This is a genomic window from Chryseobacterium geocarposphaerae (assembly GCF_002797535.1).
In the GTDB taxonomy this organism is placed as follows: domain Bacteria; phylum Bacteroidota; class Bacteroidia; order Flavobacteriales; family Weeksellaceae; genus Chryseobacterium; species Chryseobacterium geocarposphaerae.
On sequence record NZ_PGFD01000003.1, the window covers coordinates 1 to 15,678 of the forward strand.

At 34.2% G+C, this 15,678-nt stretch carries 16 protein-coding genes; 6 read left to right on the top strand and 10 right to left on the bottom strand.

Annotation, left to right across the window (positions count from 1 at the left end; all coding sequences use genetic code 11):
• Positions 1–483 precede the first annotated feature (483 nt).
• From CLV73_RS15955 to CLV73_RS15970, 4 genes are all read left to right on the top strand, one after another.
• The gene (locus CLV73_RS15955; RefSeq protein ID WP_100377897.1) at positions 484–1,329 is read left to right on the top strand and encodes a prephenate dehydrogenase; all 846 of its coding nucleotides are present in this window, start codon (positions 484–486) and stop codon (positions 1,327–1,329) included.
• A 141-nt stretch (positions 1,330–1,470) separates the two neighbouring features.
• Positions 1,471–1,737: a DUF2089 family protein gene (locus tag CLV73_RS15960; RefSeq protein WP_100377898.1), complete on the top strand. Its 267-nt coding sequence runs from the start codon at positions 1,471–1,473 to the stop codon at positions 1,735–1,737.
• Positions 1,738–1,755: 18 nt separating this feature from the next.
• Positions 1,756–2,328: a YIP1 family protein gene (locus CLV73_RS15965; protein WP_100377899.1), complete on the top strand. Its 573-nt coding sequence runs from the start codon at positions 1,756–1,758 to the stop codon at positions 2,326–2,328.
• Between the two features lie 5 nt (positions 2,329–2,333).
• Positions 2,334–3,971, top strand: coding sequence for a serine hydrolase domain-containing protein (locus tag CLV73_RS15970; protein WP_157798812.1), 1,638 nt, complete (start codon positions 2,334–2,336; stop codon positions 3,969–3,971).
• Between the two features lie 57 nt (positions 3,972–4,028).
• Here CLV73_RS15970 and CLV73_RS15975 read toward each other — a convergent pair whose 3' ends face one another.
• From CLV73_RS15975 to CLV73_RS16005, 7 genes are all read right to left on the bottom strand, one after another.
• Positions 4,029–5,447, bottom strand: a complete 1,419-nt coding sequence (locus tag CLV73_RS15975; protein ID WP_100377901.1) for an L-serine ammonia-lyase — start codon at positions 5,445–5,447, stop codon at positions 4,029–4,031.
• A 200-nt stretch (positions 5,448–5,647) separates the two neighbouring features.
• On the bottom strand, positions 5,648–6,991 hold the full coding sequence (locus CLV73_RS15980) for an ammonium transporter (RefSeq protein WP_100377902.1): 1,344 nt from the start codon (positions 6,989–6,991) through the stop codon (positions 5,648–5,650).
• Between the two features lie 108 nt (positions 6,992–7,099).
• On the bottom strand, positions 7,100–7,741 hold the full coding sequence (locus tag CLV73_RS15985; protein ID WP_100377903.1) for an alpha/beta hydrolase family protein: 642 nt from the start codon (positions 7,739–7,741) through the stop codon (positions 7,100–7,102).
• A gap of 65 nt (positions 7,742–7,806) precedes the next feature.
• Positions 7,807–8,433 (bottom strand): YceI family protein, encoded by a 627-nt coding sequence (locus CLV73_RS15990; protein ID WP_039372854.1) that lies wholly within the window; start codon positions 8,431–8,433, stop codon positions 7,807–7,809.
• Between the two features lie 78 nt (positions 8,434–8,511).
• Complete coding sequence (locus CLV73_RS15995) at positions 8,512–9,078, bottom strand: YceI family protein (RefSeq protein ID WP_100377904.1); 567 nt, start codon at positions 9,076–9,078, stop codon at positions 8,512–8,514.
• 143 nt (positions 9,079–9,221) lie between these two features.
• A complete protein-coding gene (locus CLV73_RS16000) occupies positions 9,222–10,271 on the bottom strand; it encodes a glucokinase (RefSeq protein ID WP_100377905.1) in 1,050 nt (349 codons plus the stop codon).
• A 114-nt stretch (positions 10,272–10,385) separates the two neighbouring features.
• A complete protein-coding gene (locus CLV73_RS16005; protein ID WP_100378222.1) occupies positions 10,386–10,949 on the bottom strand; it encodes a hypothetical protein in 564 nt (187 codons plus the stop codon).
• 365 nt (positions 10,950–11,314) lie between these two features.
• Between CLV73_RS16005 and CLV73_RS16010 the strand changes: the two genes are divergently transcribed.
• Both CLV73_RS16010 and CLV73_RS16015 read left to right on the top strand, forming a co-directional pair.
• Positions 11,315–12,700, top strand: coding sequence for a DUF1800 domain-containing protein (locus CLV73_RS16010; RefSeq protein WP_100377906.1), 1,386 nt, complete (start codon positions 11,315–11,317; stop codon positions 12,698–12,700).
• Between the two features lie 90 nt (positions 12,701–12,790).
• On the top strand, positions 12,791–13,975 hold the full coding sequence (locus CLV73_RS16015) for a DUF1501 domain-containing protein (RefSeq protein ID WP_100377907.1): 1,185 nt from the start codon (positions 12,791–12,793) through the stop codon (positions 13,973–13,975).
• A 95-nt stretch (positions 13,976–14,070) separates the two neighbouring features.
• On the opposite strand, the gene CLV73_RS19170 is transcribed toward CLV73_RS16015, so the two are convergent.
• The 3 genes from CLV73_RS19170 to CLV73_RS16030 form a co-directional block, all read right to left on the bottom strand.
• Positions 14,071–14,202: a hypothetical protein gene (locus CLV73_RS19170; RefSeq protein ID WP_262496338.1), complete on the bottom strand. Its 132-nt coding sequence runs from the start codon at positions 14,200–14,202 to the stop codon at positions 14,071–14,073.
• A gap of 61 nt (positions 14,203–14,263) precedes the next feature.
• Positions 14,264–15,283: a helix-turn-helix transcriptional regulator gene (locus CLV73_RS16025; RefSeq protein ID WP_100377909.1), complete on the bottom strand. Its 1,020-nt coding sequence runs from the start codon at positions 15,281–15,283 to the stop codon at positions 14,264–14,266.
• 60 nt (positions 15,284–15,343) lie between these two features.
• Entirely contained in the window at positions 15,344–15,676 is a 333-nt protein-coding gene (locus tag CLV73_RS16030; RefSeq protein WP_100377910.1) for a hypothetical protein, read from the bottom strand.
• Positions 15,677–15,678 lie beyond the last annotated feature (2 nt).

Below are 15,678 nucleotides of genomic sequence, written 5' to 3' on the forward strand. Positions count from 1 at the left end.
CAAAATTTTTTAACTCCCACAACTTTTATTTCTAAAAGTTTCTGATTGTTTTTCCCGTATCTCCTAAAGTGATTTTATTAATCTTTATGCTTATCCAAAAGCTCTTCTGCGCTTACCTACTCACCTCTCGTTTTCAGTGGGGCAAAGATAGATACTTTATTATATATAATCCTAATTTACTTAACTTAAATTTCATATTCCCGTAATATTTTATCTTAACTCACTGATTAGGTACGAGAAGAATTTTTTAATAAAAAGAGCAAGCACAAGACAATCATATAATAGTCATGAAAAACAAAATACTAATATATATAGCATACATGTCCACATTTGAAAATTATTTTATACCTTCGCAGTATGAATTCTAACAACAGAGCATATTATTACAGAATTATTAACTCAATTATGGGATAAGGAATTCTTATGTATATATAATTCAAACCTCGTCCTAGACGAGGTTTTTTGATTTTAAATTAGAAGAAAATGAAAATAGGTATTATTGGCGTAGGATTAATAGGCGGTTCGATAGCTTTAAAATTAAAACAGAAAGGCCTTGCAACTTATATTTATGGAATTGATAACAATGAACAACACCTTAATGAGGGTATAGAGCTTCAAATCATCAACGAGAAGGCAAACTTAGAGGAAGGAATCAAAAATTCTGACCTTATTATTATTGCAATTCCTGTAGATGCAGCCAGAAAACTCCTTCCAAAGGTTTTGGACTTGGTTTCAGATGATCAAACTGTAATGGATTGTGGTTCTACAAAGTCAGGAATTGTAGAAATAGTTAAAAGTCATCCTAAAAGATCCAGATATGTTGCTTTTCACCCGATGTGGGGAACGGAAAACAATGGCCCAAAGTCTGCTGTAGCGGAGAGCTTTTCAGGAAAGGCCGGAGTTATTTGTAATAAAGAGGAATCTGCAGAAGATGCTTTTACATTGGTCGAGAAGATTGTTTATACTCTGGACATGCATCCTATATATATGAATGCCCAAGATCATGATATTCATACGGCTTATATTTCCCACATCTCTCATATCACATCTTATGCCTTAGCGAATACAGTTCTGGAAAAGGAACGTGAAGAGGAAACGATTTTCCAACTTGCGAGTTCCGGATTTTCGAGTACAGTACGTTTAGCAAAATCACATCCTGAAATGTGGGTTCCTATCTTTAAACAAAATAAGGAAAATGTTCTGGATGTTTTAAATGAACATATCTCACAATTAAGAAAATTCAAATCGGCTTTAGAAAAAGAAAATTACGAATATTTAGGAGAACTGATCTCCAATGCCAATAAAATAAGAGAAATACTTGATAAATAATAACTTATATTAATCACCACCTTTATAAAAACTTCCTTAACCGGAAGTTTTTTTATTTCAAATATTCAATCAATTTTTAATTTTATTAAAAAAGTATTTAACTTTATTTAAATTAATATTACATTTGTAAAAACATATTCAATGAAACTCCCCATTATTTGTCCTAGTTGCGATCATACCTTAAATGTAAGTCAGATGAAATGTCCCAACTGTACTACAGAAGTCAATGGAGACTATGAGCTTCCGGTTATATTAAAGCTGAATCGTGATGAACAGGAATTTATCCTCAATTTTTTCTTATCCAGCGGAAGTATTAAAGAAATGGCAAAACAAGCCGATCTCTCCTATCCTACTATGAGAAACAAAATGGATGATCTTATTCAAAAAATCAACTTATTAAAAAACTAAAGCAAAAAACTCATCAACATGAATTGGAAAACAGTTTTCAACCCATTTTCAAAATATAGCGAGAATCAGCTTCTTATTGCAGGAATAGTATCTCTGGGAATCACATTGGTATTATGTAATGTATTCAATTTACAGGTGGACAGTATTTTTCATTACCGGTATGCAGATGAAAAAGACTCATTTATTAAAAGTATTGGTTACAGCTTATTAAGCTATATCATTGCAATCATTATTTTTTTTATTCTCGGAAAAATATATAATAAAAGGACCAGACTTATTGATATTGTCAATACCATTTTAATTTCTCAAATTCCGGGAATTTTTATCATTCTGATCAGCGAGCTTCCTATTATTAAAAACAGTATGGAGTCTATAAGAGTAATGGCAGAAAAAAATCCGGCAAATATTTCTCCCGCAGATCTTGTTGTTATCTGTATTTTCAGCTTTTCAGCTCTTTTACTAATTGCTTACGGAATGACCCTTATCTATAATGGTTTCAAAACAGCGACCAATCTTAAGAACTGGAAACAGATCGTGATTTTTGCATTCTTAATTATCGTTACCACTATCACTTGTCAATTTATATTTTAAAAGCTATGAAAACTAAAATTTTATTTATTGTCTTTCTACTAAGTATTCAACAAATTTTCTCACAACAAATAGCCGGTTCATGGGAAGGAGATTTAGATATTGAAGGAAATAAACTTCCTTTTATTGTTCATATAGAAAAAGATAAAAATTCTTATAAAGCTTTACTTGACAGTCCCGCACAAGGAGCTGAAGGTATTCCTGCCGAAAAGGTATCATTTAGCAACAATGAATTGTTTATAGAAATTACAAGCGCAAATGCATCCTATAAAGGAAAGCTTGAAAACAATACCATATCAGGTAATTTCATTCAAAACGGGAAAAGCTTTCCTTTAGTTTTAAAACCTTTTGATAAAAAGAATAATAAAGATGAAAATCTCGAGATCCTTAAATTATCAGCTAACATTCAGGAAAGTTTGAATAAAATTGATGATTTCATCTCTTATCTAGAGAAAAACAATGCCGAAGCAGGTGAAATTTCGATTTTTAAAGGAGGAAAAGAGATCTACAAAAGAAATTTTGGAGAAACTGCTTTTTCCCAAGAGGATAAAGTAACTTTTCAGATCGGTTCTATCACAAAATCGATGACCGCCATGATGTTGTTTAAGCTTATTGAGAAAAAGCAATTGGATCTTAATGACAAACTTTCAAAGTTTTATTCTAAAATTCCAAATGCTGAAAAAATAACGATTTCACAACTGCTTCATCATTCTTCAGGACTGGGAGATTATGTTACGGGCAAGAATACCATGAAGTGGCTTACAGATAAAGTTTCTGAAGAACAGATCATGAATCACATTATTGAGCAGGGTTCTTTATTTGAGCCGGGAACTAAAGTTCAATATTCCAATTCCGGATATTATTTATTGACAAAAATCTTAGAAAAGGTCAGTAAAAAATCTTACGCAGACAATTTAAAGGAAACATTTGTACAGCCTCTACAATTAAAAAACTTTTATACGGTGAGCCAAAAGCCAACAAACGTTTTCAGTTCTTACAGCTATGCCAATGCATGGGAACCTGTGAAAGATTTTGATTTCAACAATGTAGTAGGTGTAGGTGATATTGCCACTACTCCAACGAATTTAAATATCATTATTAATGCTCTTTTTGCAGGAAAAATTATTTCCAAAGAAAGCCTTTCTGCCATGATGCCTAAAGAGGACAGATTTGGAATGGGACTCGCTTTAACATCTTTTTATTCAAAGATGTTTGTAGGACACAGCGGCGGAACGTATGGAACCAATTCATTAATGATCTATAACGGTGAGGATGATATTTCCATTTCTTATTCTTTGAACGCCGACAGAATAGGAGCCAATAATTTCACAATTGATATTTTAAGTATACTTTATAATAAAGAGTTCAGTCTGCCTAATTTTTCAACTACAAAAATTTCAGAAACTGAGTTAGAGAAATACGTTGGTGATTATTCATCTAAAGATATTCCACTTGGTATTAAAATTTTCATTAAAAACGGAGGATTATTCGGACAGGGAACAGGGCAACCTGAGTTTCCACTAGAATATGTAGAAAAAGATCAGTTTAAATTTGACAATGCCGGTCTAAAGATGACTTTCTTTCCTGAAAAAACAGAAATGCAACTGGAGCAAGGCGGCGGAAAGTTTTTATTTAACAAGAAATAATAAATAAAAAACCTCAGATTTTATATCTGAGGTTTTTTGTATCTAAATTAGAGTTACTTAACATTCCGGAACATTCACCGCAATCGCCAATCCCCCTTCCGAAGTTTCTTTAAAACGGTCACTCATAGCCAATGCTGTTTCCCACATGGTCTGAATTACCTCATCTAAAGTTACTTTTGCTTTTGTCGGATCACTTTCTAAGGCAATATTTGCTGCTGTAATCGCTTTTATCGCTCCCATTGTATTTCTTTCAATACATGGAATCTGAACCAATCCTTTGATCGGATCACATGTAAGTCCTAAGTGATGCTCCATCGCGATTTCCGCTGCCATTAAAACCTGCCCAACATTTCCACCAAGAATTTCCGTTAAACCTGCAGCCGCCATTGCTGATGAAACCCCGATTTCCGCCTGGCAACCACCCATCGCCGCAGAAATTGTCGCATTTTTCTTGAATAAAGTTCCTATTTCACCGGCTACCAATAAAAATCTTACGATATCCTCTTCACTTATAGAGTTTGTGAAAGCCTGAGAATACATTAAAACTGCCGGAATTACTCCACTTGCACCATTGGTAGGAGCCGTAATGATTCTTCCAAAGCTTGCATTTTCTTCATTTACCGCCAATGCAAAACAAGCAATCCATTTATTAATATTGGTGAAGTTTTCTTCGGCATCCACTACCTGCTGAAACCACTCATCCTTATTTTTATAAATTCTATCTCCTAATAATTTTCTATTAAGTCCGGCCGCTCTTCTTGTCACATTTAATCCCCCCGGAAGAACTCCTTCTTTATTTACTCCTTTATAAATACATTCTTTGATCTGCTGCCAGATATAAAGGGCTTCCTGTCTTGTTTCTTCCTGAGTTCTCCAGCTTTCTTCATTCATCAGGATTAGGTCTGAAATCCTGCTAAGCCCTAATTTTTCACAATATTTTACAATATCCGAAGATTTATGACAAGGATACAAAGTGCGGACACAGTGTTTTTGAATCGATTTTTTCTCCTGGCTCATGATAAATCCCCCCCCTACAGAGTAAAAATCCTGAACAAGCTCAGTTCCGTCTTCAAAAATTGCCTTAAAGATCATTCCGTTCGGATGATAGTCAAGCGACTTTTGCATATTTAAGACCAAATGATGACCGTAGATAAAAGGAATTTCCTTTTCACCTCCCAGATTGAGAATTTGATTATTTTTTACTTTTTCAATTTTTTCATCAATTTTGGTAGTATCGATTGTCTTAAAGTCTTCACCACTTAATCCCAACATTCCGGCAATATCTGTTCCATGCCCGATTCCCGTTTTTGCCAGTGAACCGAAAAACTCAACAAACACTTCCTTCACCTCATCTATTGATCTTTCTCTCTTTATAATTCTAATAAATGCAGAAGCTGCATTCCAAGGTCCCATTGTATGTGAACTAGAAGGGCCAATCCCTACTTTAATAATCTCAAAAACCGATATTGATTCCATATAGAAAATTCATCATTTTTCCTAAACACAAAGATACACGATAAATTGAAAAGCAAAAGCCGAAGATGAAATTTCACCTTCGGCTCAAAATTAAAACTATATGAACTCAAATATTATTGATGTGAATTATCTATAATGAATTGGCTCGCAGGTGAATTCTTAAATTGACTGCAAAACGAATTGACAATTCACAATTAACTTTAACACAGGCTTTCTTCATGTTGAGACATATCCAGTCCCATATTTTCCGACTCCTCAGAGACCCTTAGAGTGATGATACTGTCTGTAATCTTATACAAAAGCAGTGAGCCAAAAAATGCAAACAATGAAACAAGAACCAACGCAATCATATGATGGGCAAATACTTTAATTCCCCCATGAAGAAGACTTGCATTCTCACCATGAGCAAAGATTGCTGTTAAGATCATTCCCATAATTCCTCCCACTCCATGACAGGCGAAAACATCCAGCGTGTCATCTATTTTCTTCAATGCTTTCCAGTTAACCATTATATTAGAAACAATTGCCGAAATGAAACCGATGAAAAGACTTTCCGAAATAGAAACAAACCCACAAGCCGGAGTGATCGCAACCAAACCTACTACTGCACCGATACACGCTCCTAAAGCAGAAACTTTTCTTTTATTGATTCTGTCAAAAAAGATCCAGGTCATCATTGCAGAAGCTGAAGCAATCGTTGTAGTTCCAAAAGCTGTAGCAGCAGTTGCATTGGCACTCAAGGCAGAACCGGCATTAAAACCAAACCATCCGAACCAAAGCATTCCTGTTCCCAACATTACGTATGAGATATTGGATGGTTCATGGTGAGGATTTTTTCGGTTTCCAACAACAATGGCTCCCGCCAAAGCCGCAAAACCGGCACTCATATGAACCACTGTCCCTCCGGCAAAATCTTTTACTCCGAAATATTTATTCAAAAGTCCATCCGGATGCCACACCATATGACATAAAGGAGTATATATGAACAGGCTAAACAAAACCATGAACAACAGATAAGAAATAAATCTTACTCTTTCAGCAAACGATCCTGTGATCAAAGCTGGTGTAATGACTGCAAATTTCATTTGAAACAAAGCAAAAAGAATAAAGGGAATTGTAGAAGCCATTGCTTTATGCGGCAATACTCCTACTCTGCTGAAAAAGGGATAGCTTAAAGGATTACCGATTATTCCGTAATGTTCTCCATTAATCGTAAAGCCAATAGAATCTCCAAAAGAAAGTGAAAAACCAACTACTACCCATAAAATTGAGATCACTCCCAAAGCAATAAAGCTTTGCAGCATGGTAGAAATCACATTTTTCTTCCCAACCATTCCGCCGTAGAAGAATGATAAGCCAGGCGTCATTAATAAAACCAAACCTGCAGCTGCCAGAATCCAGGCCACATCTGCTCCAACAATTTTACTTTCATCTAGAAATTCTCCGGTATTCGGAAAATCAACAATGGGACTCCAAAACAGCCCCCCGACTGCGACTAGAGAAATGATAGTAAAAGACACTATCCATTTAAGCCCTACTTTCATAAAATTTTTAATTACCCCATCAAAAGTAGTAATAAATTTTCAAAAACAAATAATAAAAACAAAAACACCCTATTTTAAATAGGGTGTTTTTTGAAATAAAATATATTTTTAAATTAATTCATCTTGTAAAATACGGGAGACCTCCTTAAATTTTGTAGCAGGAAAAAGATGAGTCCCCCCTTTGATAATGTAATCGGGTTTTGAGTTTTTAATAGGAAAGACAATATCTCTATCACCCAGTATCTGTACGACCTTCGATGTTTCTTCAAATTTCCATTCGGAGATCTTTTCAACCGACCATTTTAAATAATAAGGATCTTTCACCCTGAAATATTGTAAAACCTTTGGGTTTTTAGGATCGAAAAACTTTCGAAGCACAGAATAAGCTCTTGTTGTTCTTTCATTGAATAGGCTTTCCGGCAGAATTTTAGGAATTCTTGTAATTTCTCCGGCTCTTATTAATCTGGATTTTTCTTTATCGGATTTTATGCTTCCCAAAATCACCACTTTTTCAGCAGGCTTCAGTTTATTAATCTCCTGCACCATAATTCCTCCAAAAGAATATCCTAAAAGGTAGAATGGCTGTGAATCATCAATCTTTTCGGCCATTCTCTTTATATATGCGGCAAAGCTTTCATTTTTCTCAGGAATCAGCCAGTCTATAAAGACAATTTCATGTTGTTTAGGAAATTCTAATTTTTCCAATACTTTAAAATCGGCTCCCAACCCGCTTATTATATAAATTTTCATACTACTAAAATAAAAAATATGGGCAACTTCTGAAAGCTGCCCATATTTAAATATTGTTAAAAAAATTATTTCTTTTTTACCGGAACTCTGTTTTCGTTATCCAGTTTTTCTGTAGAAATCTTGAACTGAATATCCATTTCATTTTTAATAAAGTAATCTTTCAATGAAGACTGGTAGAATACTTTGAAATCTCTTCTGTTCAATGAGAACTTAGCAGATTCAATGATTACTGTAAACTGAGTGATGTATACATTTGCAGGGAAAGAAATCGTCTTTCTAACACCTTTCAATGTAAAGTCTCCATATACTGTTGAATTGTATGTTCCGTTTGCTAATGGTAAAATTTTAGTTAAATGAAACTTTGCAGTCGGGAATTTTTTAACCTCAAAAAAGTTTGTGCTTTTTAAGTCGTTTGTAAGCTTAATCTGATCTTCTTCAGAAACATCTCCTGCCATTAAGCTTCTCATGTCAATAATAAACTCACCATCTATCAAAACCGTTTTATCAAAATTGAATTTTCCGCTTTTTAATTTTACAGTTCCAGAGTGTGATGTTTCCTGAGTTTTTACAACCTTATAACCCCACCATCTGATTTCAGATGAAGTCACTTTTATCACTTTATCTCCTTTCTTTTGAGCAAAAACAAATGACATGCAAACACACATCATAGCCAACAATAGTAATCTTTTCATTCTTTTTTATTTACAATTCAACAAAAATAAAAAAAAGTGTAGAACTTCTACACTTTTAACAATCTTTTTTTGTTTAAATTATTTAGCAGTCACTTTTACTGTCATGTCGATATCATCTTTCACAAAAACATCCTGCATTGTAGACTTGTAAGCAACATCAAATTTTTGTCTGTCAAAAGAGAATTTATTAGACTCAATAGTTACCGCTCCGTTAGCAACTGCAATTTTAGCAGGGAAAGAAACAGGATTTGTTTTACCTTTTACTGTAAGATTTCCTGTTACTAAGCTATTGTATACTTTATCATTGTTTTTCTTTACAGAAGTGATTTTGAAAGTTCCTGTAGGGTATTTTTCAACTTCGAAGAAATCTCCGTTTTTCAAATGCCCATTAAGTTTCTGTTGATATTCTCCTGAAAGATCAGTTGAATTAATAGAAGTCATGTCCAAAACAAAAGTACCTCCTACAACCTGGTTTCCTTTTAAAACTACGTTACCAGACTTCACCTTGATAGTTCCGTCATGAGAACTTGCTTCAGATTTTGCTACTTTATACCCCCACCAGTGTACATCAGATGCTACTACTTTTTTTGTTTGCCCGAAAGCTAATCCACCAGCTAAAACCGCTAATAAAAATATTTTTTTCATTGAATTAAGTTATTACTTGTTATTTACTGATGCAAAAATAGCTAACTTACTCAATAGATTTCATTGATGTACATCAATAAAATTAATTATTTTCATGAATAATATCATCAAAAAAAATCTCCGAATTTCTTCGGAGATCTTATTTATTCTTGATAATAAGCCGTATAGAGCGCCGCTCCGTTTAATGGCGTATTATTGTTCTTTATCAGGTAGATCGGAATGTTTTTCAGCATTTCTTCCATCTTATCACTGATTTTATATTTTTCGTAGAAGTTTTCCTTATTGATATAAGCTCTTATAGACTGAGGAATTTCTCCTGCAATCAGCAATCCTCCTGTTGCTTTAAGCTTAAGTGCAAGATTATTGGCTTCTCTCGCTAAAAATTCCAGAAAAGTATCTAATGCTATTTTACAGATAAGAACATCCTCTTCCATAGCAGCCTTAAATAATTCCTCAACAAAGTCACCTTTTGTAAGCTTCTCTCCTAGCCATTCCGGTTCTGGATGTCTTTTTACGTCTCTCAAAAATCTGTAGATATTGAATAGTCCTGTTTTTGAAAGTACATTTTCCCAACTTACAATTCCATAAATATTATTCAAGAATTGATAGAATTCCACTTCTACGTTGGTACGCGGAGAGAATTCGGAGTGACCTCCTTCCGAAGCAAAAGGTCTTAAATATTTTCCATCAAAGAAATATCCGGCTTCACCCAGTCCGTTTCCGGGTGCAATAATTGCTACATTCCCTTTTTCCAGATGGCCACTTGTATAAATAGGATCCAAATCATTATCTTCTAAAAGTGCCATACCGTATGCAGAAGCTTCAAGATCATTCAGCATATCAGCTCTTTCGAAACCGAATTTTGTGATAAATTCCTGCTGATCAAAACTCCAGCCTAATCGTATAGGATTACTTTTCCCATTCATTACAGGGCCCGGAATTGCTATTCCCAATCGTTTTACGTTTTCTAGCTGATTATCCTGAATAAATTTTTCTAAAATCTCTGAAAAAGAAGAAAATGATTTCGTAGGATAATGAGTCTGAATTTTTATATTAAGTCCCTCGTTACCGGAAACAAAATAACCTAATGTTGTCACATCTTCACTAAGGCTTGCTCCAATAATCGAAACATTGTCATTATTACCATTCTTTACTCCTGGTAGATAAAGCGGAAATTTTGGATTTAAGTTCATAATCTCAAATTTTATCAAATATAATAATACTTTTTGTAAATTCTATAAGGAAATAAAAAACCTTTTCACAAAACTGAAAAGGTTTGGTTAATAATTGTTTATAATAAAATATTATTATTTTCCTAAAGGAATATTATAAGAGAATCCTACTCCGATGTTCCCCACATTATAGTCCTGTCCGGCTAAATCTCCCTTACTTCCTGCAAATACTTTCTGATATTGCACAAAGAAATTCCAGCTTTGGTTGTGGTATCCGATTTCCGGTTTGATATAAAATCCGCCGTCTGGCCTGTCTACTGTAGAATTAGAAGCAACTTTATCATCACCTACCAGGAATCCGTATCCTAAGTCAGTTCCAAAGTAAAATCCTGTTTGTTTCGGATAAATTCTGATTAATGCTCCCACAGGAATTACCCCAACATCATTATTATTATATCCGTTATTATCTTTTCCAAAATAGTGAGTATATCCCGTTGCGATACCTAAACCAAATCCAGGTGTAATAAGATTCTGGTAAGCAACATCTACACCAGCTGACGCAGAAACATTATCGGAAGGAACTGCTAAACCAGCATTCGCTCCTACTTTAATCATATTATTCATTTTTGAGTCCTGCGCACTTAATACACCCGCTGTTAAAATTCCAGCAAATAAAATTGCTTGTTTAAACATTTTCATAACTCTTGATTTTTTAAATTTTACTAACCAGAAAGATGTAAAAATCGTGCCAAGCAAGGAAAAGCCAGTCTTTTTAACATTAATTAAAATCACAAAATAATGATTTTCAATTAATTATATTTCATTAAATTTAAATAGCTGTTTAACCATTTAAAAAAAAGAAGTACTTTATAAAATCAATTTTGCAGATCTGTCATTTTTACGAAAACAGAAGTCTGCTTCATTATCTATAGACTCGTCATTCCATTATATTGCATTAAGAATGATAATCCATTCGGTAATCTTTAAAAGCAATATTAAGAATTATTAACCCGTTATTATTTTAACCTTTTTTCAACAAATCCATCCAAAAGCAAAATACCGATATGACTCTCCCATCGCTCATCAATAACAAACACCTTCTCTGGCGTGCAGGTTTCGGAGCAGGAATCAGCCAGTTTGAGGATCTTCACAAAAAAGATATCAAAAGCTTAATCCATGATCTGTTTACAGAAGAAACCTTTCTTTTCATCAATTATGATACCCCTGATATTGTTGAAGGCGGTGATTATATGATGAACGATAAAGCTCCAGCCGAAAAGAAAAAGGAAATGCAGCGGGTTTACCGCGAACAAAACGAGGAGCTGAACCTGAATTTTCTTGACAAGATGGTGAATAGCAAAGAGCAAATGAGAGAAAAAATGGCATTTTTCTGGCACGGACATTTTGCTTCAAGAGTGGTCAACCCAAAATTCAACAGGCAAATTCTGAATGTTATTCGAAAAAATGCGCTGGGAAATTTCAAAGATCTTTTATTTGAAGTCAGCCAGGCTCCTGCTATGCTGAATTTTTTAAATAATCAGCAAAATAAAAAGGATCATCCTAATGAAAACTTTGCGCGGGAAGTGATGGAACTTTTCACGATGGGAAGAGGAAACTATACGGAAAAAGATATCAGAGAGGGAGCAAGAGCATTTACAGGATGGGGATTTGACAAGGAAGGGAATTTTGTGGAGAGAAAAAAACTTCATGATGAAGGCACAAAAACATTTCTGGGTAAAACCGGGAACTTTACAGGAACTGATGCTTTAAATATCATTCTCGAACAAAAAGCAACTTCCAAATTTATCACTACTAAAATTTATAAGTTTTTCGTGAATGAAAATGTAGATGAAACCATTGTTAATAAACTAAGCGAAAGCTTCTATCAATCTAACTACGACATCAAAAAACTAATGACAGATATTTTCTCAAGCTCATGGTTTTATGATAAGAAAAATATCGGCAACAGGATAAAATCTCCCATTGAGCTGATGGCCGGAATGATGCGAACACTTCCTATGAATATTCAAAATCCGGAGAACCTCATCGTTTATCAGAAATTACTGGGACAAATGCTGCTGTATCCACCTAATGTTGCAGGCTGGCCGAACGGAAAATCGTGGATTGACAGTTCTACACTGATGCTGAGACTTCAGATTCCTCAGATCTGGTCAGGATTAAGACCACTCGATTATCGTCCCAAAGAAGATGATGACCTGGATATGGGATTGAAAAACAATACAAACACCTTAGCAAAAAGCTTTAAAAACCCGAATATCACAATTGACTGGGCCCGTGTGGAAAAGATATTTAATGGAAAAAATGTTGAGAATTATTTAATTCAAAACAATACATCATTAGATATGAGCTCCGTGAAAAATTTCTCTGACAGTACTGTGAAAATGAATGTCATTAATCTTATGTCAACACCAGAATATCAGTTAATGTAGTTTTTAGGAAGCAGGTAGCGGATTTTAGCTTATAGTTAAAATTGATTGAATCACCTGCAACCTATCATCTTTACCCTAAAACTTAGTTGTATGTTAATTAAAAGAAGAGAATTCCTAAAAATAAGTTCATTAGCTACCGCATCTTTATTGATGCCGAACTTCCTGAAAGCAATGACATTCGATGAAGCACTGGAACCGAACGATAAGATATTGGTCGTGCTTCAGTTTACAGGTGGAAATGACGGTCTGAATACCATAATTCCTACCCGAAACGATATTTATTTCAAAGAAAGAAATACAATTGCCATTCAAAATTCATTACAGTTAACCGATGAAGCCGGTATCAACCCTGCACTTTCCTATTTTAAAGAATTATATGACAACGGTGAGCTTTCTGTGATGAATAATGTAGGTTATCCCAATCCAGACAAATCCCATTTCCGAAGTATGGATATATGGCATTCCGCAAGCAGAAGCGATCAATATCTTGAAACCGGATGGCTGGGAAGATTCCTGGATGAAGAATGTTATCGCTGTGAACATCCGACACAGGCATTAGAAGTTGATGACATGTTAAGCCTGGCCCTAAAAGGTGAAAATAACAAAGCATTTGCCTTTAAAGATCCGAAAAGATTATATCAAACCAGCCAGGAAAAATATTTCAAATCATTATATGACCACCATCATGATGACGAGACGGTTTCTTATTTGTATCAGACTTTAGGTTCAACCATCAATAATGCCGGTTATATTTTTGAAAAGAGTAAAGCTAAAAAAACGGAACAGCCCTATCCGAATTCTCAACTCGGAAAAGACTTCAAAACCGTTTCTTCACTGATAAAATCTGATATTAATACAAGAGTATATTATCTTTCAATCGGAAGTTTTGATACCCACGTCAATCAGAATGAAAGACAACAAAAATTATTCGAAGACATTAATGAAGCGGTAAAATCTTTTGTTGCGGATATGAAAAGTAACGGACTTTTCGACAATATTCTATTGATGACTTTCTCAGAATTTGGTCGCCGCGTTGCCCAAAATGCGAGTAACGGAACTGATCACGGAACGGCCAACCAGATGTTTTTCATCAGTGGAGGGCTGAAAAAGAAAGGCCTTTTGAACACACTTCCTGATTTAACGAATTTAAATGAAGGGGATTTAATTTATTCTGAAGATTTCAGAAAAGTATATGCTACGATTCTTAAAAACTGGCTGAAGGCAGATTCTTCTAAGGTATTAGGCTGGAAGAATGGAGTGTATGATTTTATCTGATTTTTGAAATGCAACATATCATATAAAAACAAAAAGAGACTGTTACAAAATCAACAGTCTCTTTTCTATAATATTAAATCTAACTACTTCTAATTTTATGCAGGAAGTTTCTTAGGCTCTGCTTCCTGTGATTTTTTATTCAGTTTCTCGGAAATTTTCTTTACTATAAACTCAATTACCAAAGGTGCTACAACCGCGAGAACAGCTTTAAATATTCTTGATTTCATACTATTTATTTTTTTATGTTTTTTAAGAGATACAATTTTTAAGCCATAAATTAAAAAACACTCAGTCTTCATCATCAATGATGAAATTTTCATAGTTTTTATGAGCCGCCATGAATTTCTCCTGCAATCTCAGTCTTAATTTTCTCGGTTTGTGAACCACCAAAGATTCCCCGAACCCCAATAAAAGTCTTTCCAATTCATAATTGAGCTGAACACAGATTTTGAAAATGGTTCCTTCATTCGTTTCACTTACAATTTCCTGGCTGGCATGAAAGGGCTTTGTTTTAACATAAGGTGCGTTGGCAGCATCTACAAAGAACACAACATTTCTAGGAACCATAGTGGGAGAAACTGTGACACCTACAATATCTTTAAAATACTCATCTCCATCCAGGTTTTTATCAATATATTCGATTTCTTCTTCAATCTGAATGCTTTCCATTCTGTCTAATGCCAGATTATAAGCATAGTCTTTATTAAAACAGATCAGAAACCAACGGTTATTAAACTCTTTTAATAATTGCGGATGTACAATATAAGAATCCGATTCTCTGGCTTTAAAGCTTTTATAGGTAATTTTTAAAACTTTTTTATTTAAAATTGCATCATACAGAATATCAATATGTTCCAAACCTTTTAGCTGCTCATTTTTATCCAGGTGGATAATTGATTTCTGACTGGTTGAATGAATAGAGTCTTCCAGTTTTTGGATCACCCCGTTCATTTCCTTAAACATCGAAAAATCCTTGAACTGCTTTAAAATCTGCACCGCATTGTTCATTGCTTTCAGGTCGCTTTCATTTACAGAAATGTTATGGATGCTGTATTCAGGATCGCTGTATCTGTAATATTTTCTTTCATAGACTTCAATTGGCGCTTCATACCCGAACTTTTCACTTCTCATATTCTGCAAATCCAACTGCACCGTACGTTTGCTTACGAAAGATTCTTTTCCTTCAAACTCAAATAATGCTTCGGAACACTCGTCGATCAGATCTTCAAGAGTATATTTTTTATACTTATTCTTTAAGCATTTATCCAGTGTTTTGTATCGGATGAGAGCATTTTTATTGGATGACATTTTGCTGAGTTTTAAATTAACGAGCAGTTAAAAATATGTAAAATGAAATTTTTCGGACATTTACTCCGAGCCTTCTCCTGTAATTATTTCATGAAAATGATCTGTTGAATACATCCTGCCTTCATATGTAAATCTTTTAGAAAACGGATGTACTTCGACTGTATAATATGGTGAGCCCTTAGGATAAATTCTAAACTCTATTTTCAAAATCCCTTCATCGACCTCCTCAATATGATCAAGATTAAAATATGAAATTACGGGAATAATTTGTTCACCTGTTATTGCATTTTCCAATCCGAAACCGTTCACCCATAATGACATTCTTAATTCATTCAGTTCTGTAATGAGCTTGAAATTTCCATTACAAAATATTTTCTCTTGTCTGTATTCCATTT